Source organism: Candidatus Bathyarchaeia archaeon (assembly GCA_041447175.1).
Classification (GTDB): Archaea; Thermoproteota; Bathyarchaeia; order Bathyarchaeales; family Bathycorpusculaceae; genus JADGNF01.
This window is the reverse complement of the sequence record CP166960.1, coordinates 628,415-652,378: the sequence shown is the minus strand read 5'-3', so window position 1 is coordinate 652,378 and position 23,964 is coordinate 628,415. Positions and strand designations below refer to the sequence as shown.

General features: G+C 45.5%; 24 protein-coding genes and 2 tRNA genes. 9 read left to right on the top strand and 17 right to left on the bottom strand.

Going from position 1 to position 23,964, the window contains the following annotated elements; all coding sequences use genetic code 11:
• Nucleotides 1-18: 18 nt before the first annotated feature.
• Entirely contained in the window at nt 19-1,425 is a 1,407-nt protein-coding gene (locus ACBZ72_03355) for an aspartate ammonia-lyase (GenBank protein ID XES77919.1), read from the bottom strand.
• 123 nt (nt 1,426-1,548) lie between these two features.
• Nucleotides 1,549-4,071, bottom strand: coding sequence for a plasma-membrane proton-efflux P-type ATPase (locus tag ACBZ72_03350; GenBank protein ID XES77918.1), 2,523 nt, complete (start codon nt 4,069-4,071; stop codon nt 1,549-1,551).
• 408 nt (nt 4,072-4,479) lie between these two features.
• Between ACBZ72_03350 and ACBZ72_03345 the strand changes: the two genes are divergently transcribed.
• Nucleotides 4,480-4,833: a hypothetical protein gene (locus ACBZ72_03345; GenBank protein ID XES77917.1), complete on the top strand. Its 354-nt coding sequence runs from the start codon at nt 4,480-4,482 to the stop codon at nt 4,831-4,833.
• Nucleotides 4,834-5,222: 389 nt separating this feature from the next.
• Here ACBZ72_03345 and ACBZ72_03340 read toward each other — a convergent pair whose 3' ends face one another.
• From ACBZ72_03340 to ACBZ72_03305, 8 genes are all read right to left on the bottom strand, one after another.
• Nucleotides 5,223-6,110: a carboxypeptidase-like regulatory domain-containing protein gene (locus ACBZ72_03340; GenBank protein ID XES77916.1), complete on the bottom strand. Its 888-nt coding sequence runs from the start codon at nt 6,108-6,110 to the stop codon at nt 5,223-5,225.
• A gap of 141 nt (nt 6,111-6,251) precedes the next feature.
• Nucleotides 6,252-6,989 carry an ABC transporter permease subunit gene (locus ACBZ72_03335; protein XES77915.1) on the bottom strand — a complete coding sequence of 246 codons (738 nt, stop codon included), beginning with the start codon at nt 6,987-6,989 and terminating at the stop codon, nt 6,252-6,254.
• A 4-nt stretch (nt 6,990-6,993) separates the two neighbouring features.
• Nucleotides 6,994-7,908: an ATP-binding cassette domain-containing protein gene (locus ACBZ72_03330; GenBank protein XES77914.1), complete on the bottom strand. Its 915-nt coding sequence runs from the start codon at nt 7,906-7,908 to the stop codon at nt 6,994-6,996.
• A 109-nt stretch (nt 7,909-8,017) separates the two neighbouring features.
• On the bottom strand, nt 8,018-8,746 hold the full coding sequence (locus ACBZ72_03325) for a PH domain-containing protein (protein XES77913.1): 729 nt from the start codon (nt 8,744-8,746) through the stop codon (nt 8,018-8,020).
• Nucleotides 8,747-9,250: a hypothetical protein gene (locus ACBZ72_03320; protein ID XES77912.1), complete on the bottom strand. Its 504-nt coding sequence runs from the start codon at nt 9,248-9,250 to the stop codon at nt 8,747-8,749. It abuts the gene before it with no gap.
• A 143-nt stretch (nt 9,251-9,393) separates the two neighbouring features.
• The gene (locus ACBZ72_03315; protein ID XES77911.1) at nt 9,394-10,173 is read right to left on the bottom strand and encodes a hypothetical protein; all 780 of its coding nucleotides are present in this window, start codon (nt 10,171-10,173) and stop codon (nt 9,394-9,396) included.
• 370 nt (nt 10,174-10,543) lie between these two features.
• Nucleotides 10,544-10,840 carry a winged helix-turn-helix domain-containing protein gene (locus tag ACBZ72_03310; GenBank protein XES77910.1) on the bottom strand — a complete coding sequence of 99 codons (297 nt, stop codon included), beginning with the start codon at nt 10,838-10,840 and terminating at the stop codon, nt 10,544-10,546.
• Nucleotides 10,815-11,507, bottom strand: a complete 693-nt coding sequence (locus tag ACBZ72_03305; GenBank protein ID XES77909.1) for a hypothetical protein — start codon at nt 11,505-11,507, stop codon at nt 10,815-10,817. Before ACBZ72_03305 ends, ACBZ72_03310 begins: the two co-directional genes overlap by 26 nt.
• Nucleotides 11,508-11,790: 283 nt before the next feature.
• On the opposite strand from ACBZ72_03305, the gene ACBZ72_03300 reads away from it, so the two are divergent.
• From ACBZ72_03300 to ACBZ72_03290, 3 genes are read left to right on the top strand one after another with little or no spacing between them, the layout of a single operon-like run.
• A complete protein-coding gene (locus ACBZ72_03300; GenBank protein XES77908.1) occupies nt 11,791-12,342 on the top strand; it encodes a hypothetical protein in 552 nt (183 codons plus the stop codon).
• A 21-nt stretch (nt 12,343-12,363) separates the two neighbouring features.
• The gene (locus tag ACBZ72_03295; GenBank protein ID XES77907.1) at nt 12,364-13,503 is read left to right on the top strand and encodes a hypothetical protein; all 1,140 of its coding nucleotides are present in this window, start codon (nt 12,364-12,366) and stop codon (nt 13,501-13,503) included.
• A 25-nt stretch (nt 13,504-13,528) separates the two neighbouring features.
• Nucleotides 13,529-13,747 carry a hypothetical protein gene (locus ACBZ72_03290; GenBank protein ID XES77906.1) on the top strand — a complete coding sequence of 73 codons (219 nt, stop codon included), beginning with the start codon at nt 13,529-13,531 and terminating at the stop codon, nt 13,745-13,747.
• On the opposite strand, the gene ACBZ72_03285 is transcribed toward ACBZ72_03290, so the two are convergent.
• The 3 genes from ACBZ72_03285 to ACBZ72_03275 form a co-directional block, all read right to left on the bottom strand.
• Nucleotides 13,744-14,418: a 2,5-diamino-6-(ribosylamino)-4(3H)-pyrimidinone 5'-phosphate reductase gene (locus ACBZ72_03285; protein XES77905.1), complete on the bottom strand. Its 675-nt coding sequence runs from the start codon at nt 14,416-14,418 to the stop codon at nt 13,744-13,746. The genes ACBZ72_03290 and ACBZ72_03285 overlap by 4 nt on opposite strands.
• Nucleotides 14,419-14,586: 168 nt before the next feature.
• On the bottom strand, nt 14,587-15,414 hold the full coding sequence (locus tag ACBZ72_03280; GenBank protein ID XES77904.1) for a TrmB family transcriptional regulator: 828 nt from the start codon (nt 15,412-15,414) through the stop codon (nt 14,587-14,589).
• Between the two features lie 443 nt (nt 15,415-15,857).
• On the bottom strand, nt 15,858-16,922 hold the full coding sequence (locus ACBZ72_03275; protein XES77903.1) for a lysylphosphatidylglycerol synthase transmembrane domain-containing protein: 1,065 nt from the start codon (nt 16,920-16,922) through the stop codon (nt 15,858-15,860).
• A gap of 226 nt (nt 16,923-17,148) precedes the next feature.
• On the opposite strand from ACBZ72_03275, the gene ACBZ72_03270 reads away from it, so the two are divergent.
• The 3 genes from ACBZ72_03270 (at nt 17,149) to ACBZ72_03260 (ending at nt 19,524) form a co-directional block, all read left to right on the top strand.
• A complete protein-coding gene (locus ACBZ72_03270; protein XES77902.1) occupies nt 17,149-17,820 on the top strand; it encodes a hypothetical protein in 672 nt (223 codons plus the stop codon).
• Nucleotides 17,789-18,085: a winged helix-turn-helix domain-containing protein gene (locus ACBZ72_03265; protein ID XES77901.1), complete on the top strand. Its 297-nt coding sequence runs from the start codon at nt 17,789-17,791 to the stop codon at nt 18,083-18,085. The genes ACBZ72_03270 and ACBZ72_03265 overlap by 32 nt, the downstream gene beginning before the upstream one ends.
• Nucleotides 18,086-18,279: 194 nt before the next feature.
• On the top strand, nt 18,280-19,524 hold the full coding sequence (locus ACBZ72_03260) for a VTT domain-containing protein (GenBank protein ID XES77900.1): 1,245 nt from the start codon (nt 18,280-18,282) through the stop codon (nt 19,522-19,524).
• A 339-nt stretch (nt 19,525-19,863) separates the two neighbouring features.
• Here ACBZ72_03260 and ACBZ72_03255 read toward each other — a convergent pair.
• From ACBZ72_03255 to ACBZ72_03245, 3 genes are all read right to left on the bottom strand, one after another.
• A tRNA-Lys gene (locus ACBZ72_03255) sits at nt 19,864-19,941 on the bottom strand.
• A 751-nt stretch (nt 19,942-20,692) separates the two neighbouring features.
• Complete coding sequence (locus tag ACBZ72_03250; GenBank protein XES77899.1) at nt 20,693-22,315, bottom strand: radical SAM protein; 1,623 nt, start codon at nt 22,313-22,315, stop codon at nt 20,693-20,695.
• A 27-nt stretch (nt 22,316-22,342) separates the two neighbouring features.
• The gene (locus tag ACBZ72_03245; protein XES77898.1) at nt 22,343-22,708 is read right to left on the bottom strand and encodes a PadR family transcriptional regulator; all 366 of its coding nucleotides are present in this window, start codon (nt 22,706-22,708) and stop codon (nt 22,343-22,345) included.
• 110 nt (nt 22,709-22,818) lie between these two features.
• Here ACBZ72_03245 and ACBZ72_03240 point away from each other — a divergent pair, with 110 nt between their 5' ends.
• Nucleotides 22,819-23,172, top strand: coding sequence for a PadR family transcriptional regulator (locus ACBZ72_03240; GenBank protein ID XES77897.1), 354 nt, complete (start codon nt 22,819-22,821; stop codon nt 23,170-23,172).
• A 36-nt stretch (nt 23,173-23,208) separates the two neighbouring features.
• Nucleotides 23,209-23,853, top strand: coding sequence for a Type 1 glutamine amidotransferase-like domain-containing protein (locus ACBZ72_03235; protein XES77896.1), 645 nt, complete (start codon nt 23,209-23,211; stop codon nt 23,851-23,853).
• Nucleotides 23,854-23,880: 27 nt separating this feature from the next.
• Here the strand turns inward: ACBZ72_03235 and ACBZ72_03230 are convergent.
• Nucleotides 23,881-23,957, bottom strand: a tRNA-Asn gene (locus ACBZ72_03230).
• Nucleotides 23,958-23,964 lie beyond the last annotated feature (7 nt).

The following is a 23,964-nucleotide window of genomic DNA, read 5'->3' as shown; positions in this document are numbered from 1 at the left end:
CTACAAACGTGACCCGGCTCAGCAGGGGTTATCCCTGCGGTTTTTCTTACCCAACAGAGAATCTTTCTTAAAAACCTCTTCCGCCTGCTTTCGCGTCAACAACTTCTTTTCCAGCGCGATTTCTTTGACGCTGCGTTTTTCTTGGAGAGCTTGCGTGGCAATTTTTGCGGCGTCTAAGTAACCGATGCAAGGGGAAAGGTAAACTGCCAGCGAAGGATTCAAAGCCACATAGCCAGCACAACGTTTAGTGTCAACGGTGATGCCTTCGACGCATTTTTTGGTGAACACGGGCAGGTAACTGCTTAAAAGCTGAATTGACTGCAGCAGGTTATGCATCATGAGCGGCATCATCACATTTAACTCCAGCTGCCCCGCCTGAACCGCCATGGAAACCGCCAAGTCGTTTCCCACTACCTGATATGCCACCATGTCAAGGCACTCCGCCATCACGGGGTTAACTTTGCCAGGCATGATGGAGGAGCCAGGCTGCACGTCGGGCAACGAAATCTCGGCTAACCCCGTTGTGGGACCTGAAGAGAGCAACCGCAGGTCATTGGCTACTCGGATTAGTTCGAGGGACAACTCTTTGAGGGCACTTGAGACGGCGGCTACTGCGCTGCGGCTTTGAAGCGCCTCAAACAGATTTGGCGCAACATTTAACGGGAATCCTGTTAAACGCGAAAGCTCGGCAACTGCAAGTTCAGCAAAATCCACGTGGGCACTTGCGCCTGTGCCGACGGCTGTTCCGCCTAACGCTACCTCCAACAGAAGCCGACTGCGCCCCTGAAGCCGTAGTTGCGCCTTGTTTATTGCTGAAGCGTAGGCGCCTAACTCCTGCCCCACAGTCAAGGGTAACGCATCCTGCAAGTGAGTCCGCCCAGATTTGACTGCGTCGGCGTAGTTGCAGCTGAGCTGCTCAAACGCCGTAGACAAATCCTCCAACGCTACTCCCAAAGGCTCCAAAGCCAGCAACGCGGCAACATGCAATGCAGTGGGGAAGGTGTCGTTGGTGGATTGCGCCATGTTGACATGGTCGTTTGGGCTGAGCGTTGTGTAGTCGCCTTTCTGTTTACCTAAAAGCTCCAACGCACGGTTACAAAGAACCTCGTTTACGTTCATGTTAAAGGACGTGCCTGCTCCTGCCTGAAACACATCAACCACAAACTGGTCTAACAGTTTGCCTTCCAGAACTTCGTCGCAGGCTTGGATTATTGCAGTCCCGACCTTTTGGTCTAGCCAGCCCACTTGCATGTTCGCAGTAGCCGCCGCTCTCTTCACCATCACGTAAGCGTAAACAAAAACTGGAGGCGCTTTTAAGCCGCTGACAGGAAAATTCTCCACCGCCCGAACCGTTTGAACCCCGTAGTAGGCGTCTTTAGGAACCTGTCTTTCGCCCAAGGAATCCGTTTCTGTTCGAGTGCCCACAAGCAACCATCCAACAAGCAATACTTGGCGGTGTGCGCTTATAAGATGTTTCTTTCAAGAGCCAAAACAAGCACAGTTAGTGCAGAGTTCCGTAGGCAAGAAAAGGAAACTGGGATGGAGTCTTTAGTTTTGGTTGGGTAGAGTGGAAGGCGGAGGGGTTAGGTTTGCCGCGATTTTTCGTTTCCCGTTCTCGAAGAGACGGAAGTAGTGGACCTTCAAGAAGTCTGTTATTATGAACTCCAACAGAGCGTAACCCCAAACCAGCCCAGCTAAACCCCAGCCCAAAGGCGCCATCAGGATGCCCACCGCAGCAATCACTGTAGCAAACACCTGCGTGCTTTCTGCTGCAAGAACCAAAATTCCCGCGGGTAGGGGACGCGCCCAGAAGTGGTTGGTGTGTGTGCGTGCAAGGTACAGCGTCATGTGTCCCGCCACCGTCATCTTCAGGAACATCAGGGTCTGTATGGTGGCGTCGTTTAGGTGGAGCACGTTAATGCCTATAAGAAACAGACCAAAGCTCGCCACCAAACCCGTCACCCCAAGCAACGTGGCAACAACTATGACTTCACGCATGTTCCATCGGACAGGTTTGCCGTGAATTTTCACGTTGTCGTAAGCAATCATCATGATGGGCAAATCGTTAAGCAAGGCTAAGATGACAATCATGACGGGCGTAAGGGGATAGAAGTTGAATATGATAATCGCCAAAGACAAGAAGAACAGGACACGCATGGTTTCAGCGATGCGGTAGATGGCGTAGTTGTTCATGCGGGCAAAAATCTTGCGACTTTCCCGAATCGTATCAATGATAACCGAAAGCCCGCTCTTGGTGAGAACCACATCTGCAGCCGACTTCGCCGCGTCCGTAGCCCCCGCAACAGCCACCCCAGCATCAGCTTTCTTCAAAGCAGGCGCATCGTTAACACCGTCACCAGTCATGCCCACAATGTGACCCGCACGCTGAAGCAACTCAACAATACGGTACTTGTGCTCAGGAAACACCTGCGCAAAACCATCCGCCTTCTCCACAAGGCTCATGGATTCACTTTCAGGTTTATTGATGAGCTCAGAAGAGGAAAGGATGTCTGTGCCCAAGTTCACTTCCTTGGAAATCTCTTTGGCGATAGCGATGTGGTCGCCAGTAACCATTTTGACGTCTATACCCATGTTTTGGGCTGTCTTTATGGTTTGAGCGGAATCCTCACGCGGCGGGTCATAAATAGCCAAAAGCCCAACAAATTGCCAGTTGCCTTGCGCGTCGCCTCTGCTTATGCCCAACGCCCGCTGCCCCTTACTGGCAAAAGCGTCTACGGTTTGGTTTATGGTGGCTTCAAGCTCATCTTTGTTCTTAGACAACGCCAAAACAACCTGAGGCGCACCCTTGGAAACTTTGAAAGTTGACCCGTCGGAGGCTTTAACTGTGGCTTCAGTCCGCTTTGAGACGGGGTCAAACGGCTTAAAAGCCTCCACCTCATACTTGCCCAAGACGTCCGTGACGGCTTTCATCGTTTTAGCCTTAGCAATAACAGCATCGTCGATGGGGTCATGATTCTCTTCCCGCGACGCCAAAGTCCCATACAACATCGCATCCTGCTCTGGGAACTGCCCAAAAACCCGTAGCTCCGCCACCGTAAGCTCATTCTTAGTTATCGTACCCGTCTTGTCTGAACACAAAACGTCCACGCCAGCCATTTCCTCAATTGAAACCAGCTTGCTCACTATGGCTTCTTTTTTGGCTAACGCGACCGCGCCAATAGCCATGGTAACAGTCAAAACCGCAGGCAACGCAACTGGAATTGCGGCAACAACCAAAACCAACGCAAACTGCAAAAGCTCCAACGGATTAGCCTGCCGGATAAGCGCTGCCACAAACACCGCCGAAACCATCACGGCGGCAAGGATGATGAGGTAGTTGCCGATGCGTATGACGGCTTTTTGGAAGTGGCTGCCCGTTTTGGCTTCCGCAACCAGTTTGGTGGTTTTGCCAAAGAAGCTGCTGATGCCTGTTGCCACGACGTAGGCGTCCATTTCACCCTGCCGCACAACCGCCCCAGAATAGGCAAGGTCAGAAACATGCTTCTCCACAGGAAGCGACTCCCCAGTCAAAGCGGACTCATCCGCCAGCAAGAAATCGCCTTTCATGAGCTTCACGTCAGCGGGCACAATGTCACCTAACCGAACGCGTACCACATCGCCAGGCACCAGTTGCTTGGAGGGAATTTCCTGCCAGTTACCGTCGCGTAGCACCCGCGCCTTGGGGGCTAAGCGTTTTTTGAGCATTTCGATGGCGTTGTCAGCTTTGCGTTCCTGCCAAAAACCCACCACAGCATTAGCTAGTAGCAAGGTGGAGATTATGGCAAAATCTTCATAGTGCTGGATAAGGATGGATAAAACCGCGGCGATTTCAATCATCCACGGGATAGGACCCCAGAAGTAACTCACGAATTTGCGTAACGGACTAACCTTTTTCTCAGGAATTTCGTTCAATCCGTACTGTTGTAGCTTTTGGGATGCCTCTTGAGAGGATAAACCGGTTTTAGCGTAAACCGAAAACGGTGTTTCATCCGCAGAATTATGTTTTTGTTCCTCGGCGACCACTAACAAGCCTTCTGACAAATGCCGACCAGCAAGCTTTACGGGGGTCATTGCTTTTTAATTTTTCGCTACAAAATTCATGAAACACGTTTATTTTGCCCCCTTAAAGTTTTAAGAAAAAATTAATGCCCAATGCAAGTTTGTATGATAATTCAGTCGTTAACTTTCATTTTAAGCAGTTTCTAAGCCCGTCTAGGATAAGGCAACAGTATCCACCAGGTTTGCGTGAGGGGCTTCTGAAAAGAAAAACAACAAAAGGAAGCGTTTATGGTACGCATACAGGTTATCCTATCAGGTTTTGGGCTGTTTAATTAAAAAACTGTAGCGGTTTCTACAGGCGGATTGCTTTATTTTAGGCAAAAAAGAGAGCAAATCTTTGGAAGCGCGCTGTTTATTGCCATGGTTTTTTGGCAGAAGGTTTTTCACCTCCAAACCATATAATAACCTGAGGGAATAGCCTTGAGCATCAACAAAGAAGTTGAGAAAGCAAAAACTGCAGTCAAAGCGCTATACGAGCTAAGCGAGGCAAAACAAGATGCATCCAAGGCACTAAAAAACACATGCATTGTCGGCGAGTCCACCGAGAAGCTTTGGCGTCAGGGAAACAAGTCCAAGCTTTTCGAAATCGGAATGACTTCAGTAGCGATTCCTGAACCGACCCAAATTAGCGTGATTATAGGAGCAGGCCTCATAGCGGCTGGAGCCGTGCAAAGGGGAATTCAAAGCCGCACCATGTTCCTGGAAGACACCCAGAAAAACTTCACAGACATGCTCAAAGAAATCAGAGAAACAAAATACACCCTGCAACTCTAAAAAAACACAACAAAAATAACGAAAAGAATGCTTTTCTTTCTGTGGGCAACTATTTAGATATATTTTTGTTTGAGAGTAAGAATTAAAAGTTACCTTGCGGTATTTAATTCAAGGAATTGGTAGGATTATGCGATTATGGGAGATATTATCAGTTATCAGTTCCAAATTACGTAAGCTCAATTTAACAGGTAAATCTTCATTAAGTGTTGCCTGCGGGCCCCTACTTCTGCATCTCGGTTGTCCCAATTAGCGTAGCTCAAGCCGCCACCATTCAAGGCTGGGAAATCTCAGACGAGGCGGATACGGATACTGTAATTTCTCTAACGGCGTTTTCACACTTGTCGGCAACGTAGAAGGCGGATGTTTTGAATGTTCAGCAACTACATTTATCAGCCTGTTGCGGGTTTACCAGAGATTATGGTTATGTTTTTTGTGATGTCACTGTTTATGGCGAGGCTGGTTTCAGAGAAGCTTTTGCCAGAACTGGATGAGCCATGGATATACAAGGAGTAGGTTCCAGCTGGAACAACGCCGTAGTAGTAGCCTGAAGAATCGGACCACCGTCCCGCTGAAAAAGTGAAACCCGCACTGTTAATTAACAAAGTAGACAAACCAACAACTGGCTCACCTGAAGGGTAATGCAAGTAACCTGAAAGCTTAAACCCTGAATCCAAAACTACATTGTAGGTCATATCAGAGCAAACAGTGAAGTTGCGGTTTTGAAAATTCACCAGACTTGAATTATAGGGTGGCCAAATGACGAAGGTGTAGGTTCCAGCAGGCAGGTACACAGCATAGAAGCCAGAATTGCCTGTTGTGACGGATGGAACCGTCCAAGTGGAATTAAAGATGAAAGTGGCAGAACCCGCAAGACCTTTACCTGCAGAATCAACAACGTACCCCGAAACCTTAAACCCAGGCACCAAAGTGATGTTCTTATTGAGGTCGCGGTCAACCACAATTTGTGTTTCAGAGAAACTTGTACCTGAATCATTGGGTCCGCGAGCGACAAAAGTGTAAGTTCCAGCGGGGGCAACTAAACAGTAAAGTCCATTAGGAGACACCCAAACATCTGAGCCAAAGCTTGAACCCGCACTGTTGATTAGATAAGCATACGTACCTGACGCGGGGTTGCCACAAGAATCAAACACGTAACCTGAGATAGCGAACAAATTCGGATTTCTTTGAGCGACATTAATATTTACGGCACTAGCCAAGAACAGACCAGCAATAAGTATGTTAACTAAAAATGGAGCGGAGAACAGTTTCCTTTTCAAACATATCCCCCAGTAATATAAGTTATTTATTCATTCTTAAACCTTATCACCAACAAAGTCCGTGAATGCAACAAACCGCAGTTAAAATAAAATGAAAACATCAAGAAGGAAGTAAATTTGGGTTCTTTTCACTTTTGCTGGCTACTTCCATTTTGTCAGAATTTCTTCTCTCTTGAACGTGCCTCTACTGGTGAAGAAGAGGAGCAGGTCAATTACTAAGATTGTCGCTGAGATTAACAGAAGGTTGGTTGTGTTAAGCGATAACATGCCAATTTCGCCTGCCACATAGATTGCCACAAACGGAAACACCAAGATTCCCCCGAACTGTTGAGCGGCGCGTACGTCATTAGCTTTGGCAGAGACCAAGATGATTGTTTCGACACTTAAAAGACACACAAGAGGCACCAGAACAAAGAGAATGACTGCCATGCTTATGTTTGGAAAGTACAAGTAACCTAGCCGATTGCTGGTTAAGGCATTTATGAATACAGTAAATATCGTGGCTCCCACGTAGGTTGCAAGCAGAGGGGGAAGAAACGCGGCTAGGCTTTTTCCTAACAGTATTTCGCCATCTGTTAGGGGCGTTGCCAAAAGCGGTTCAAGGCTTTTTTCCACTTTTTCTCCGACTAAACTGTAAGCAGCTATACCGACGGGAAGAGAAGCGGCGCCTATGATGAAAAAGAACAGGAAAGAGTTAATCACTCCTGGAAGCACATCAGGTGGAATCCCGCCTACACTTTGCCCAACGAATTCAATAACTATGGGAAGAGCAATGGCGGCTATGAGAGGAAACAGGATAGTTGAATACAGGATACTCTTTTTCTTCACGAAAATATCCAAATCCTTGCTTGCGACTGTCCAAACATTCTGTAGGTCCATGGTTTTAGCTCCTTACCAGTTTTAGGTATACATCCTCTAAGGAGGGAGTAGTTTGAGTAATGAATTGAATTCGCCCACCAGCCTTGCCAATAGCGTCCACAATATTGGGGTTGTCCTGTTCGGGGTCGCTAACGGTTATGATGAGCTTATTGCCTACAACCTCAATTTGCCACGAACCAAGCCGTTTCACTGCCTCCACAATCGCATCGCTAACATTTTCCAGTCCAATCACCGTTTTTGTATCCAAAAGCGACTTCCGCAGGCTTTCAGGAGTGCCAACAGTTAAGAGCTTAGTTTTGAGGATGCCAACACGGTCACAGACTCGTTCTGCCTCGTCAAGCAAATGGGTGTTAAGAAAGATGGTACGTTTCTCTTTTTTGAGTTCAAGAATGAAGTCGCGGACAGTTTTTGAGGCTTCAGGGTCCAAGTTCGCGGTGGGTTCATCAAGAAACAGCACCTGAGGGTCGTGGATAAGGGCACGAGCGATGGCAAGTTTCTGCTTCATGCCTTTGCTGAGGCTGCCGGCTGGACGGTCTCTTTTTTCCCATAAGCCAAGCATTTTGAGAAAGTGTTCGATGCGGGCTTGGCGTTGAGTTTGGGGGAGTTTGTAGATTTTTCCGTAGAAGTCCAGGTTTTTGTAGGTGCTCAGGTCCTCGTATATGCCGACGTTCTCGGGTAGTAGCCCGATGATTTTTCTGATTTTGGGGATGTCGGAGGGGTTTGCGATTTCGTAGTCGCCTACTTTTGCGGTGCCGTGTGTTTTGCTTATGAGGCAGCAGAGCATGCGAACGGTGGTGGTTTTGCCTGCGCCGTTGGGGCCTAAAAAACCGAAAACCTCGCCTTCGTCTATGTGTAGGGTGAGGCTGTCTACTGCGGTTGTGTCGCCGAATGTTCTTGTTAGGTTTTGGGTATCTATCACTCAAACATACCCCAAATATTTACCAATATATAGTAAAAATTTACTTAAAAATTTTGTGCTGTCAAGTACAAAACCAACCCCAAAAAGAAAAAAAGCAAAAAAGAGAAAACTACTCAGTCTTATCCCTAAGAATATCCCGGATTTCCCGCAGAGTAGCAAGCACCTCATCGTCCCGAGCACCCGCCATTTTTTGAACAGGTTTTTCAGTTGGATGGATTACCTCAGTACCCGTCACATAAGGTTCCTTGAACTTTCGAAGCTCTTTAAGAACGAAATCGCGCACCTCTTCATAGAACACGATTCCGCTTAGGTTTTCTTCAGGACCTTTCTGGTTTGCTCCAGAGTACCCCGCAGTTTCAATGTGAACGGAACCTATTTTGAACAGCCTGTCAAAGGGGCCTGCTTGGCTGGAGATGTTGGTTATGGTTCTGAAGGGTACATGGCGGCGGGTGATGGTGAAGATGCCTCGGCGTGAGTAGATTTCGGGCATGGTGTCTCCGGTGTCTGCTTTCACGGAATACTCAATGCTTTGGACGTAACGCGGTATGATAATGACGGCGGGGGTGAACCAGCATAGGTTCAAGATTATTGTCCAAAGGTTAACCTCTCCAAAATAATCGTTGATTATCTGCATTGCACTTGGGTTAACAGGGTCTAATGCCGTCATTGCAGCAACAAACACGAAAGAGAGAATTACAGTTAGCCAAATCAACACGAAGACAATAGCATTTTTCAACAGCAGCTTGTAAACCAAGGCGCGTGAAGGTCGAAATATAGTTCCGCTTGTGATTGATTTCACGGGGGGTCGGATAACTTTCTCGTCGGTTTTTTTCGCCACTTAGTCACCTCCTTTCCGTTTGTATCGCGGCGTTTCTTTTGCAGCAAGTTTGTTAAAGACTGCAACCGCTTGTTTGGTCATGCACAACTCTTCTTCGTCGGGTCGCAGTGAGATATTGTATTCTTGGATTATTGTGTCCAAGGTTTCTCTGCAGTCGGCTTCTTTTGGGCATTGAGGGCAGAGCTTTCCTGCATAGGAATCGTGGTTATACCAAACAATGACTCCAAGTCTTTGGGTGTAGATTATGTAGACTTGGCTACTTGTTTGATAGTCAAAGCCGATTAAGAGCCCCTTGTAGTCGAGGAGAGTTTCTATGTCTAGGCGGTGGCTGGTGGCGTGTTCTTTTAGGGTTTTAGTTATTTTTTCTCTTGCCCGGTTGAGGACACGGGAGACGTATGCGGGGCTCCATTGTTGGGTTTGGTGTTCTTGGGCGATTGCGCTGGTGGTTTTGCCTTTTTGGAATTCTTGCCAGACTATGGATTCGTCGTTGGAGAGCGTGTCCATTCGCACCACCAAATTAGTTTACCAAAATAAAGTAAAGATTTCCTTTAAAATTGTTTCGGTACACACAATTACAAACCTTAAACCACACTCGAAAGACAACGCCCCCTTAATCTTTTAACATTGCCTTATCCAGACCCCGCCAGTTATTTCCAGTTGGCTTTATGCCTAAGTAGGTACCATGCAACCATGCCACCAAGAACTCCAGAAAGCACATCACCAGTTATGTTAAACAAGGATTCCCCGCCGATTCTAAACACATTCACGGGCGAAATAAAATGAACAGTTCTTTCAAACACTTCCCAGATAAGAGCAACAACTACACAGCTAAACAGCGTAAACTCCGCGGTGGCGTGTTTACGTTCAACTTTGAATGTACGAAACCCGCTAAGGTGAAAATAAGAGGCTAAACGACCATACCCAAAATGCCCAACACCTGTTAGATAAGCCTTCAAGGCCAAAGCGCCAATTCCAAAACCCGACAGAGCATGCATTACCCAATCGGCTCCGAACACTTCATAAAGTAAAGACCCCCCAGTGAGAACTTGAAGTGATAAAGGTATTCTTGACAGCAGAGCAATTCTATAATCGGTGAAAGTTGACTTAGCGCATATTTTGAAAAGGTTATTGAAAGTCAGTTCTTGAGGTTGTCCAGCTCCCATCGGTGCACCGTTTTTTGCACTGTTCATGTAGAGGGGAGAAGCTATCAGAATGTAGGCAAAAATGGAGAGAAAACACCAGAAAAAATCGACAGCTATAAAATTCAGGTAGAAGGAAAGCAAAGTGATTACTTGCAGACCTGCAAAGAGAAAGCCCCATTTCAGAGGCATTAAATTGTGAAAAGCGTTCACAGTGAAAGGGGCAAACGGAACAAACGCTGAAAGAGGCGAAACGCCACCTTTAACATTCCCGTAATTGTCGGTCACGACGCTCTCACCTCAACTGCCCCAAGTTCTTTGGGGATCCAGCTTCTGCTTGGGACCTTATTTGCAACTGGAAAACCCTTTTTGTCGATAGAAAAAACGCCCAGTTAGACCAGGTTTCACCAGTAAACGATGTATCTTTTTTGTTTTGCACTGACTTGAAAAAATGCTGCTCAGTAAGGCTTGTCTGACAGGGTCTTAATCCTTGCGTAACAAGTGAGTATAACTCTTCATTTTTAGATGGAAGGTTGGGAATTAGGTACACAGGTTCATTCAAGGGCATTACTATCGCTATATCCGAAAACCTTCAACAGGATAACCACTTAAAAAGGGAACTCATTCCGAGGGAGTAACAAATAAACCGAAAAGGCATCTAAGTTCTTAAGCGCAGCCTTGGAAACTTCAGTTGACCTACATACTTCAGTATCCACTGCACCAAATCATCGTATGCTTCAGAGCCTTCGTCAGTCAAAGCCACCAAGCCATTTTCGTCAACTGCAATGAAGCCCTTTTCAGACATCCAAGCCAAATATTTAATCAGTTTATCATAGGCTAACCCCGTGGAAGTAGCAAGGGCAGTTTTATTCATCCTGTTTTTCTCTTTCAACGCCTTGATAATACGAGCGATGACGTAGAGGTCAGGTTTAGAATTCTGCTCGCCTAAGCTCAACGCTAAACCACCGCAACTCCCAAAGGAGCTTATCTAATGCCATAATCTGAGCAAAACGCTTTGAAAAGTCATTCCGGACTAGCAAGTAAACTATCACAAGCGAAATAAGAATTAAAACAGGACCGGAGAATAACTCTTGACGTAGCACTATAAAGGTAATAAGGTTTCCAACTAGACGCAACGCAAAAAAGGTTATGATCCAGTAGGCAATTGCTTTCAACACACCATACAGCGCATAACTAAACCGCCCTCTTGAAATCCTATCAAACGTATCATCCCAATCCAACTCCATCAGAATTTTTAAGGCAGAAGGAAAACCCTGCGAAAGCTCCTCTTTCCATTCTCCCGTTCGGGTTGAATTTACTCTTTTTCTAATAAAAAAAACGCCTGTCACAACCCCTGAAACAGGAATAAGCAATAACAGGATATATGCAAAAAAAACTTGCACTCTATTAAAGGTCACAAGCAAGTTTAAGAAGCCAAGTAAGCCGCCAACTGCAAGGAAAACGGCGACGGAGCTGACTATAATCAGGGCAAAATGTTTTAAAGAGCTTGAGAGTGCATTGTATTTTTTAACTTGGTCAAGAGTTTCCATTAATTCAGCGACTTTTGCAACTACATCGGATTCTGTTAATGCTGGGGGAGTTTCAACATTTTTTTTGGACATGCTATGGTCGTGGACTCCTGTTAAGACCGCTGAATTAACTCATTGAAATTGAGGTTAAGTGAATATAAAGTAAACTCCTATAAAATGAGTCCGGGGCAAAAAGCAGCAAAAAGGGTTGATAAATCGCCCGTGACGGCATTTATCGTCGTGCTTGTTGTAGGAGAACTGACGTGAATGAACGTGGTTTGCTTGTTATCAGCGGGTAAGCTACTCATTTTTAGTTATAAAACTTTATATTGTTGACTTATTTTTGAGTTGTCACTCAAAATTGGTGAAGAGAAGTATGTCCTTAAACAGCCTAATAGCCATACAACGCCGAAACGCCATGGCTGCCCTACTCTTAGGCGTTATTGCAGGAGTATTAGCCGCCTTTGCAGAAAGAGCCGACGCATTAGCCACAGGAGGCAACGCCACACCACTAGGATACATAAACACGTACACTTGGATTTTAGTCTCAGCTGCCTTGTTTGGTCTCTCAGGCGCCATCATAACAACCGAAATCCAAGCAATCATTGGACTAATTACTATAGCAAACCCACTCTCTTGGCTCTGGCCCTTCATTAACCTATTTTTCGCTTTAGCGGTGGGTCTGGTTGCTTTAGGATTTTCACGTTTTCGCCCTCAAACAAAACTCAGCACAAAACTCGTGGCAATGAGTAGTGTATGTGCAGTTTTAGATATCCCCATGGTTTATACCGTGATAGTTGTAGCGCTCGGTTTGCCCTTCGTAGCCTACCTTGCCGCTCTACCAGTATACATAGTGTTGCAACTAGTTCCTTCAACGTTCCTGTCATACATAGTGGTTAAGGCAATATCGCGCCACAACATACTCTAAACACACTAAAAGGGTGACCAAATGGCAATCAGACAAAACCAAAACAACGAAAGCTTGGAAAAGATAATCGGCAAACTCTCCGCCTGTGAAAACTTGAACCTCCAAGAAGCCCAACTTGGCGCCAGCGAGATTTTCGAAAAACTCAAAAACAATAAACCAAACACACTCGCCCTTTTAGCTGCTTTTTTTGGTGGCTTAACCATCAAAAAACCATCCATTGATGAACTATGCGGAATCAACAAGGCTATGGACACAACAAAAACATTCGAATTTCGCTTCAACATTAACAAGCCCATTGTTACCGCAGGAGGCACCGGAGGCGACACCACTCCAACCATAAACGTAACGACCCCTGCAACCATAATTGCGGCTGCAGCTGGAGCTTGTGTGATAAAAAGTGGCACCAAATCGTTTTCATCAAAAACCGGCTGCATCGATTTGGCTGAAACATGGGGAATAAATGCGCATGCAGACAGAAAGGTTGTACAAGACTGCATTAAAAAACTGGGAACCGCCATTTGGGCTTCCGAAGGCATCTACCCGTGGATGAAGCCGCTAATCAAGATATCGTCTGAGGAATCAGCCCCGGAGGTTATGCCCATGCTGTATTCGTTAAGACTGGGAATTGCCACCGCTCTGAACCCGTTCTCACTTAAACGGCAGGTACGGGGAGTAAGCAAACCCTTCACTGAAACAATCGCCAATGTTCTGCTAAAAAGCGGCTACGAGAAAGCATTGGTTGTTTTGGGTTATGGAGAAAACGAGGCAAACAGAATTGATGAATTCTCTGTTTTAGGCAAAAATGTGGTTTCAGAGGTAAAGCCCAACGGTTCGGTTGAAACCTTCGAGTTCTACCCCGAAGACATTGGCATTAAGAGAGGCAAAATACGAGAGATAAGTTACCCGGGAAGCTATTCAAAAAATGCGCAGCTTGTGACGAACGTTTTGTTAGGTAAAGACAAAAGCACCCGCAGAGACCTATTTTTGCTAAATGCTGCCTCGATACTTTACGTAGCCGATGAAGCCAAAGACCTTAAGGATGGGTATGAACTTGCAGCGCAGGCCGTTGACGAAGGTCGCGCCATAGAAAAACTGAAGCAGTTGGTTAAGTTGAGCAATGGTCAACCAGAACGACTTGACTTAATCCTTAACTCACTATGAAAAAGCCATGCAATTGAGGGAAAAAATGTCAAACGAACATAACAGAAAAGTAACGGTTGAGTTTTCACTGGAAAACTTGAAGCGGCTCAAGGAAGCAAAAGCGCTTTTTGAAGGTGATACTGAGAAAAACATCGAATTAGAGGACTTCGTGGATATGCTTGTTGAAACGTTTCTGTCCTACCGAAACGCACGAGGCGCAACTGAAAGCACTTTATTACAAAAACTCAAAAACAACCAAAGTTAGGCTCCAACTGAAAACCAAAGAATCAATATGCCTTCAACCTGTTCCATACTTTTGACTTTCAAGGGGACAGCGCATTCAGCTTTAAGAAAGCCCGAACCACCCACCAAAGTTGGTGCATCTCTGCCGCCCCAAATGTAAGGCATTACCCAAACAAACAGTTCATCCACCAGTTTTCTCTCAAAAAAGCTCCACCGAACTTCAGCGCCCCCTTCGACAAGAACCCTTTTCACACCACGGGGTTTCAGCGCGTCCATCAACTCCTGCAGTGCCTTTGACCGCTCTGCACTTGACGCCAGTACTTCCACGTTTTTACTTTTCAGAGCCGCAATCCTTTCTTGGGGCGCATTTTTTGAAACCACAATCAATGTTGGTGCTTCGTTAATGTTTAGGATTTTTGAGTTTAAGGGTGTTCGGGCATTGCTGTCCAACACAATTCTGAGGGGATTTTTTCCCTGAACTGCTCGTACCGTTAGCGAAGGGTCATCCGCTATAACAGTGTCTACTCCAACGATAACTGCATCAACGGAGGAGCGGATTTCATGAAGAATTTTTGTATGCTCAGGAGTCATGAAATGAGTAAATTCTCGACCGTTCCTGTTTGCAGGCGCTATCTTTCCGTCCACACTCATAAATCCCCCAACGATAACCGTGATACCCTGCAATTCAAACACCCCTATGTAGGTAACAACATCAATAGTCGCGCAACCTTAAAAGCCTCAAGGAAAAAAACAAACAAAAAAGGTAGAGAAGCAGGGTTGCAATTTGCGGGCCTGACGGGAACTAAAGGACTACAGGCGAATTTAACTTGTTGGTCTTGAGCCTAAACGTGTATTTCATAGTTATTTAGGAGAAGCGTCGTTTGCTTCTTGAGTAGCTGTTGAATTGTTCCATAGAAGGTCAAAATGGTTTTGAACCATTTGTACGAAAGAGGGGTGATTTGAAGTTAGGACCGACATATCGGTTCTCAACATATCTGGTTTTTTAGTATAAATTGTCAAACTGGCTCTCTCTTTATTAAAGACCCCAATATCCATGGGAACGTTAAAAGATACAAACCGATTTTCCAGATTCTTAGCGCCCTCCCAGTACCAGTTCCTGAAAATTTCAGGACGTGAACTGGTTACAAGTCTTACTTTTACGTCCTCTCTGAATTGGCATAGGGCACCCCTAAAGATCTCTTCGATATAGCCAGGTATGCAACAAGTAGGACTATACCGCTTAAAATTTACCACAAAATCAACTGTCCTTGAATTCTCAATCCAACGGCGAAACATACTGGCTGCATTTTCTACCCCATTAATCAATGTGAAGGTGTAGTCCTCTTGTTCCTTTTCCATTCTTTGAGCTTCTATATCACTAACTTTCTTTATCAGGTCTTTAGTTTCCTCTTGCAAATCCGACATCCAAACAACTTTGCGTCTAAGTAAAATATCAAGTATTTTGGACATTTGAATAGCTCTATATTGTATTGGTTTTCCGATTTCTTTCTCGATTAGTCCATATGCTTTCAGTTCCTCTAGAGCCGTGTAGATTTGGGCTCTATGAATGCTTGTCTCTTTTGATAGGTCTTTTACTGATATGTAATCAAACCTGCATAGCGTCAGAAGTAGCTTAATCTGTATTTTATTTAGCCCCAATTCACTTAGTGTATGGGCAGTATCTTCCATAACCTGTTTTTCTCTCCAGTTGACCAGCCATAATAGCCTTGAATTAATATCGGTTTAAAAGTTTCGATAGTACAATTTCGAGTTGAATTAATTTTTTTTCTTACAATTTTTTATAATTTTTTTTAACTTCAACATTTGAGGCAGGGGAATGATGTTGCCGACATCGTCTGACGAAAAGAGTGATGATGATTTTAGCAGACCATAAAAATAGAGTCAGTTCTTTGATGTTTTGCAGAGTCGACGCCAAAGCTTGCTATAGCTTATCACCAGATATGCCACTCAACAACACGCTTACAATTCCTACAAACAAGCCAAAAATAAATCAAAAAAAGCCGTAACTATAAATTAATGGCTTGAGAGCCTAAATACGATAATATCAAAGTACGATCTATGGATGTAGGCATACTTTAGTCAAAAAAGCAGTTTTTGCCTTTTTTGGATGCTTACCCAACTTGCCTTGTTAGTTCCGTTTCTGGTTTTTTCTTATTAAAGAGTAAGCTTGTTGACTTCACGATTTGTGGTACACCTGCTATGTCCTCAAAGATTAATAGACCTCTTGCAAGTAACGCAAATACCGTTGCTATCGGTGCTGCAACGCCGAGAAGACCAAGAATTCCAACGATTCCGAATTCCTGTACGCCTATACCTGCGGGGGTTATAGGTATAAAGGCAAGCGCGGTAACCAGTGGATGAATTAGGAAAAAGGCTAGCCACCACGCACCAGTTAACTGTGAAATCCCAAGTGCATATCCTAAGAACCACCATTCAAAACCCTTAAGGACCCAACAAGCTATGGTCAAGAACACTATTTCAGGGATTGCTTTGCTTGTTGCACCTGAGCTTTCTTTGTATTCTTCCAGTTTACCAATTAAACCACCAGTGAATCGTTTAAGAAACCTCCAGTTAGCAATGCGATCAAAAATAGAGATAGCTCTCTTAGACCAAGTAAAAGCCGCGAGAACACTTGCACCGACTAACATTAAACTTATACCTAAAATGGCAACAAGCAAACCAATGTTTACTCCGCCTATCTGAGTGGGAAAAATCGTATTCCATGTGCTTATGGGAACTGTTGTAGCTAACAAAATTACCGCGCCAACCCCACCTGCGACTTTTATGAGAAACTCAAATGTTTGAATCCCAAGAATACTGGAGAGACTTTTGGAGGTAGGTACGTCTTGGTCTCGCAAGTAGACGGGCGTCAGAATGTATCCTGAGCGACCAGGCGTCACGTCACTAGTAAGCATACCTGCATATTGAGCAAGCAGTGTTTTGCCAAACGAGGTTCTAACTCCATTCTTGCTAAGCACTCTTCTAAGCCTAACAGCGAAAAGAACGTTTATCCCAAAATACATCAAAAAAGCAAGCAACAAGAACGTTATGTCAACGGTTAATATTTTGCTGTAGATGAAATCAACGCCTCTTATAATTGTGGCTTCTTGGGGTTTGAAATCTGCTGGGACCTGCGTGCCCACGTACCAAAGCAGAGCAGCAATCATAATTGCCATTACGACTACTTGTAAGAGTACTTTAAGAGACGACTTCAAATTGTCAACCCACAGTTGATTAAATGCGTCTTTCCTGGACAGTATTTCTTTGGAAATGCTATATGTATTAATTACTCACTCGGAAGGAGTCTCCCTTATATCCCAAAAGTAAACTATTCTGTATACGTTAAGGCTTAAGATTCATAAAAGTTAGCTTAACGATACACCCATTGAATTGTGAGGTCGTATGGTGACAGAGGAGCGGGTCGCATCAAAAGTAGCTGAATTAATGGAAACACTCGACCACATAAAAAAGTATAATGCCTTAGCGAAATCTCTAAAAAAATTTGTAGTTATCGTCGGTAGTTCTATAGCTGTTTTCTTGGCAGTTCTTACGGTATTTCAAATCTACGAGTTAGAGCTTGTTCTTAACAGCACCATGTTCGTTGTTGTCGCCTTTTTGTCACTGCTTATTCCCATAGCGGGACTTGCATGCGGCGGATTCTACATGCGCAAACAAATCAACGCCGTAAAAGAAGGTGAATGGAGACCTGAAATTACCAAGGGCTTTTCAGCCACACTCAAACTTTTGGGAGATATGGACTGGGAAAAAACTCTAGAAGACATTACTATCGGAAGACTTGGCTACATGATCTATGGCATGTTTAAAGCCGGGACTTACTTAGTTGTCACATTTGCCGCATTTGAACTTGCATGGAATGGCTTAACCCTAATATTTCTCAATCAGTTGGTGTGGGTAGGCGCCCTATTTTGGGGCTTAATCGCGGTCTTAGTTGTAGCCTTTGCGCTCGGTAACGACCTTTTGAAGCGCTATAGAGAATTACGCGCTTTAGACATGTTAGTTTGGGAGTTGCGGTGGTTTAGCGTTGAGTTCGAGAGAGCAGAGTTCCAAGCTTGACCTCTACGTCATCGCCCGAATAATTGAGGCGCTGAAAGAGAAAAAGAACCTCAACAGAACCGCGCTGGCTACAGTTACAGGGCTGTCGTATGACCGCTTAGTTAAATATCTCACTTGGATGTCTGGCAAAGGCTTTGTCAAGTTAGACGACGAAGGCATCGTCTATTTGACCCCTGAGGGCATCCAAGCTTACGATGAGCTTGTTCGTTGGATACTAAAATACATAGGACAGCTCAGATTCAGCAGGCTTGGACCAAGAACATAAGCATTCAAGGATTCGTTTTTTAGACTCCTTCTGAGTGAGCGTGCCTTTTATTTCATGCATAGATGGAAATTACAGGCGTTCCCAAAGTGAAGAGTTCTCGCACACTCGAAGTAATTAGCGACAACAAAAAATATTTAGCCCTTTGCCTAGCCTTTCTTGTTGCTTTCCTCTTTGTCTTACTTCTTAGAGGTCATTTGAGGGGATTTGACCTTGCAGTCAACAGTTGGGTGCCTACAATACAGTCCGGGTGGGCAACGACCGCAGCCATTGGAATCTCATATGCCTTTAACACTTACAGTTTACTCGTTGCAAGTTTAGTTACTGCGAGTTATCTTTTCTACAAGAACTACAGGCTACAAAGTCTCTTACTGCTTGGCGCCATGGGCGGGGAAGCTATCCTGGTTGCCGGCTTCAAATCATTGGTTCAATCGCCCCGACCTGTAAACATGGTAGTTGTTGATTCGGGTTATTCTTTTCCAAGCTACCATACTGTTGGAGGCATAGTCTTCTTTGGTTTGCTTGCCTACATTGCTTGGCAACATTGGAAAACCCCTCGAGCCAAGGCAGCAGTTGCTTTGGCAGTTTCAATGGTTTTAGTGGTTGGTTTTGATAGGATATATCTTAACGTTCACTGGTTTAGCGATGTTTTAGGCGGGTGTTTGCTTGGTATTTGCTGGCTTACCTTTTCTATCCTAATCTTTAAACTTCTAACCGCCGAAGTAAAAACCGCGTCAGAAAAGTTCAACAAAATATCGAGCATCCTTTTTTGCATAGGCATAATCGTTGCAATAGGCTTACTTAGTTTACAGCTGCTCCAACTTCATTTAGGGATTAGTGGCTCACCAGGTATTTCGCCGATTTTTTCCTCATTCGTTGATAGTTTTCAAGGGTTTGTAAATTTTATAATAGTTACTTGTAAGGGTTGGATGGCAGTTTATGGACCAATCGGATTAGTTACTGCAATGATTATTTCTTCAGTGCTGTCGCCAATTCCAAATGAGGTTTTCTTAGCGTTCGCTGGAATGACTATGAGCCCGCTTAGTGTAGCTTTCTTTGGGTCGTTAGGGTCAACGGTGGGTGCAGTAATCTGCTTCTATATCGCACGATTGGGTGGACAGCCTTTAGTGAAGCGCTTTGTTAAAGAGAGCACTTTAACATCTATGAACCAATGGTTTAACAAGTGGGGTTCTTGGGCAATATTGTTTGGCAGAATTATTCCCTTAGTGCCCTTTGATGCAGTCTCGTATCTGTCCGGTTTGGCTAAGACTAAAGTTGCCAAGTTCGCTGTGATTACATTTATCGGTGCGGTGCCAAGGTGCCTGCTCTACGCTTACATTGGAGAATTAATTGCAGGATACAACTTGCCCGTTCTGATACTACTGGCAATTATTGCAGTGGTTATTCTGATAAGTTGGAAATTCAAAAAATGGCACTCTTAGAACGAGAAAATCTTTCTCTGATGCGTTGTAAGCGTCTACACCGAAGCCTGTCATGGCCCAGCACCACCCACGCCGCTCAACAACCGGGCTAACCTTATGCTTGGAAACATGGAATTCAGTCAATTTTACAGCCACGTCTTTAGGTAACATCCCAAGAGCAACCGCATCAAATAACAGTTAAAGAATAGTAGCCCTTTCAACTCATCTGGGCAGGCAGCCTCTTCAACTTCGACTTAGAAAACCTGACCTGAAAGTTCGGGATTCACTCAGTCGGAGCTTAATCTGACTGGGCTACGCTGGCTGGAAAAATAGGCAGAAACGGGATAAGTTTGGCGTGTGTGGCGGGCCCGACGGGAGTTGAACCCGCGACCTAAGGATTAAGAGTCCTCCGCTCTAGCCTGACTGAGCCACGGGCCCACAAATGTTTGTTCGAAAAGAATTTCCATTTAACAATATAGAGGTTTCGCTTGCGACAAGCCGCTTTGGGTTTGTCAAAACAAAAAGCTACACACATAAAGCCAACCGCTTCCTCCACACATACTCTGCTGAAGGAGACAGAGAAATGGGAACACATAAACAACCAGCCAAAACTCAGAAACAAAAGCAAACATTTGCCTGCGTAATGAGTTTAGATTTGGACAAAAAAACCGACACCGAATAAGCATCAAACATGCAAAACCCCCTTGTTGAAGCTAAAAACTTAAATCACGCCGTTTACATCACCAGCAAAATCAAGGTGACCTAAATGTTTGACATAGCTTCAACTATGATGTGGGTTTCGTTGGGTGCAGGCTCCATTGGCATAGCCTTCATCGAGTACATCTTCTCAAAAAGAAGACGCATCAAATAACCAACCATACCCTCACCGAAAAACAAAACAGCAACGCCCGTTTTTAGCAGAGGCGGTCAACCCCTCTTGGGGGTAGCAAAGAAAAAGTTGTTCTTTTAGAACCAAGCAGCGTGAAGTCTTCTACCAGATGCAGCCCTTAAAGTGAGAGCAAAAGCAAGGGCTTAGCCGCATGGCGCTTGGGAGTTGACAGGTCTGCTGAGAATATGTTGGAGGGTATGCTTGGTTAATGGAGCAAAAGGCATTTAGCAAGTCCATGCAGAATCTTAGTCAACGCAGTTCCACATCAAAAAGGAAAGAAAAACAAAAAAAGGAAAGGGACTATGCGCTCAAGGCTTTTATTCCTCTTACAGACAGTATTTTTGTGATGGCACGGATGGGTTTTGACATGGGATATTTGCCTTCTCGCGCGTCTTTTATCATGGCGGGCAGGTTGTAGTCGTATTTCTGTTCGCACGTTTCAAGCAAGCTGCAGGCTTGTTTTACGCCGTAGGAGAGGACACGTTTCATAACAAAGCCTTTGCCAAAATGCGCCTTTGTCACGAAGTACTCGTTGAGGAAAGTCTCTGCCCAGTCCAAGTTATGCTGCCAACAGTTGAGGAAAAGCTCGGACTGCTTATGTGTGATGTTTTCGATTTTGAAGGATTCCACACGGTCTTTTAAGCCGCCTTCGCTGACCATAAACAACGGAACCAGCAAACTCTTAAACCCGCGCAGACGCGCCACCAAATCGAGGGTAAGCTGGATATCCTCCTCGTTCTCGCCTGGAAGCCCAATGATTAGGGTAGCACAGGGCACCCAGTTGCAGTCGTTAAGAATCTTGAACGCATCCTCAACCACCTGTGGCCACTGCTGGGGCGTAAACGGTTTAGCTTTCCCCGCCATGAGCTCCCCAATCAACCGGGGACTGCCCGTTTCTATGCCACACTGTCCACTAAACCAGTCGCCGTCCTTTTTCACATCAAGAATTTCTGACAAATCAGGAATCAACTTTGGAGCGCTAACCACGCTGGAAAGCGCAAAATGGCTTATCCCAACCGACGTCACGCCAGGGTAATGGTAGACAGCGTTGAAGAGCTCCTTCACGGCATCCTCGTTGATTTCAAAACCGTTTGCCTTGTAACGCAACACATCTTCCGCGTGCAGCAAAGGACGCCTGCCCACCTGAAGATTAACCTCAACCTCTTTGAGGATATGTTCAATGGAGAGGCACCTATACCGCTGAAGTGTGGGCACACAAAAGGCGCAGCCCCTCCCGCAGCCACGTGCAATTTCAATGATGCCATCTATGGTGCCGCCTTGGATTATGGGGATTTCGGGTTCTTCAACAACGGGTCCATGAACCACCTCTGGAATTGCAACGCCTCTGGAAGCGTTGCCAAAGAGGGTGTTTACGACTTTTTCGCCTTCCCCAACCACAACACAGTTCACGCCTAGACTTCGGCGTGCGTTGTCGTCTTCCAGCTGCCACGCGCCTGGTCCGCCTACAATTATTGTGGGTTTGTAGCGTTGGACGGCGGGGTTGTTTAGGATTTCCTTGAATTTGTTGGACATGTAGGCTTCGGGTAAGCCGAATAGTTGAGTGAACGTGCTGGTTGCTGGTCCAATGCCTAATGGGTCAGTTTCGTTAATGCCCAAGACCTTTGTGTTTTCGCCCACCACTTTGTCAAGGTAGTCAGGGTGGGCAACAATAACATCCTCTCGTCTAAAGCCATCGGTTAGTAGTTTCGCTTCGGTTTTTCTTATGCCGCAAGGAGCATACTTTGATGCTCCATCCTCGTTCACGGGGACAGAAGGGCAAAACAGCGAAAAATAGAACTTGTCAGGCAGCAGCCCCCGCGGGATGCAAGCACTGAAACCCAAAAAGATACCCCCTGCGTATTCACTCATTAATGTGCGGTCAGCGGTTAAAACAACTTTGTATCCACCCTGTTTTGTCTCCATAGTTTTTCTCCCCACTGTTAAAGATTTTTAAGAACTTAGGTCGTCAAGGCCCGCCAGTCTTTCTTTAGTTTTTTCACTAAGCAAGTCATCAAGCACCCTCCTGATGGACTTGTTAAGCAGGTGGGAAAGTTTTTCAAGAAGCAGTCTGCCCTTGTTTGTTAGGGTATAGCAACGCAGATTGCGTTTGCCCTTCTTGATCCATTCGCCAACAACAAACCCTTCGCCCTCCAGCCAGTACAGCAACGGATAAAGCGTGCTGGGTTTAAGCTTTCGCCCCGTTAGCCGCTTTATTTCAGTCATAAGTTCATAGCCGTGTTTGGGTTTCTGCTCAAGGAGCCACAGAATAAGGGGCCTGTCCAAGCCTTGAAGGAAAGAGGTAACCACGTCGACCATAAAGCTCACCAAGAAATAGTTTAGATTTTGATATATCAACTTTTCTATTCCGTCAAACTTAGAAGCGTTAATAAAAGCCCGCTACACCATTCCCGTGAAGGCTTGTTCGGGTGGAAGCAGAAAGAGACATCGTAAAAGCCACCTTACGAGGAGTCAACCGTGCCATCATCCTGTGGTTAATCAGCACTGAACCTATGTCAGGCTACCGAGTCATCAAGGAAATGGAGCGCCTCACCGGTCAGAAATTTCACCAAGGAAACATTTATCCTCTGCTTTATGAGTTGGAAAAAAACGGCGCTGTTCAAGGCGAATGGAAACAAAAAGGACGCCTCCGCATCAAACATTATCAGATAACAAAAAATGGAGAAAAACTACTCAACCACCTACGCGAAGTCTTCAACCTGCCCATAAAAGAAGCCCTCGAAGACCTCATTGAAGAAAAAAACGTAACCCAAAAAGAATAACCGCACACCTTTAAAGCACAAAACATGTGTTTTTTCATGGTGAAACTGTATTTTCTGGGCGGAGAAAACGTCGCCAAACAGGACGCAAAAAACATCAATGTCGCCGCGTTTGAGGACGCGGGCGGAATGCCGCAGGTTCTGGTTTTTCCGTGGGCACGCCCCTCATTTGACCAGCAATACAAACGACGCCAAAGACTCACCAACTATTTCCGAAGCATGGGAGCAAAAGACGTCAGTTACGCAGACTTCTCCGAAACGCCCACTGAGTTAGCCGCCAAAACCGAACACGCAGACCTGATTTACCTCACAGGCGGGCAAGTGAGCACGCTGCTTAGCCGACTGCAAAAGGCAGGAGCAGACCAGCTTCTACGCCGCTTCGAGGGCGTGATTGTGGGTAGAAGCGCGGGCGCGTTGGTTTTAGGCAGAAAATGCTTGGTCACAAACCGATGCAGCGGCTCACCCAAAGTGGTGGAGGGGTTGGGGCTGGTGGATTTTAGCGTAAAAGTCCACTACAAGTCGTTTAAGGACCATTTACTGAGGCAGCTTTCGATGGAGGAGAAAGTTTATGCGATTCCCCAGAGGGCAGCAGTCGTTTACGAGGAAGGCGAACTGCAGTTTATGGGGGCAGTTTTTCTTTTTGAACACGGCGAGAAGACCCTCATAACAGACGGCGCCTTTTAACGTGCTTGGTGAAAAGGGTAGTGGAAGTGGCGCCGCCGAAAGGATTCGGACCTTTGACCGACTGGTTAACAGCCAGCCGCTCTACCGGGCTGAGCCACGGCGGCACATCAT

Bases quoted from the DNA above. Each gene is read 5' to 3' on its own strand.
- ACBZ72_03275 (XES77903.1), bottom strand. From the start codon at position 16,922: ATGGCAATTATGATTGCTGCTCTGCTTTGGTACGTGGGCACGCAGGTC.
- ACBZ72_03235 (XES77896.1), top strand. From the start codon at position 23,209: ATGGTGAAACTGTATTTTCTGGGCGGAGAAAACGTCGCCAAACAGGAC.
- ACBZ72_03300 (XES77908.1), top strand. From the start codon at position 11,791: ATGTCCTTAAACAGCCTAATAGCCATACAACGCCGAAACGCCATGGCT.
- ACBZ72_03250 (XES77899.1), bottom strand. From the start codon at position 22,315: ATGGAGACAAAACAGGGTGGATACAAAGTTGTTTTAACCGCTGACCGC.
- ACBZ72_03335 (XES77915.1), bottom strand. From the start codon at position 6,989: ATGGACCTACAGAATGTTTGGACAGTCGCAAGCAAGGATTTGGATATT.
- ACBZ72_03320 (XES77912.1), bottom strand. From the start codon at position 9,250: ATGGACACGCTCTCCAACGACGAATCCATAGTCTGGCAAGAATTCCAA.
- ACBZ72_03245 (XES77898.1), bottom strand. From the start codon at position 22,708: ATGGTCGACGTGGTTACCTCTTTCCTTCAAGGCTTGGACAGGCCCCTT.
- ACBZ72_03305 (XES77909.1), bottom strand. From the start codon at position 11,507: ATGTCCAAAAAAAATGTTGAAACTCCCCCAGCATTAACAGAATCCGAT.
- ACBZ72_03280 (XES77904.1), bottom strand. From the start codon at position 15,414: ATGGAAGATACTGCCCATACACTAAGTGAATTGGGGCTAAATAAAATA.
- ACBZ72_03270 (XES77902.1), top strand. From the start codon at position 17,149: ATGGTGACAGAGGAGCGGGTCGCATCAAAAGTAGCTGAATTAATGGAA.
- ACBZ72_03350 (XES77918.1), bottom strand. From the start codon at position 4,071: ATGACCCCCGTAAAGCTTGCTGGTCGGCATTTGTCAGAAGGCTTGTTA.
- ACBZ72_03290 (XES77906.1), top strand. From the start codon at position 13,529: ATGTCAAACGAACATAACAGAAAAGTAACGGTTGAGTTTTCACTGGAA.
- ACBZ72_03295 (XES77907.1), top strand. From the start codon at position 12,364: ATGGCAATCAGACAAAACCAAAACAACGAAAGCTTGGAAAAGATAATC.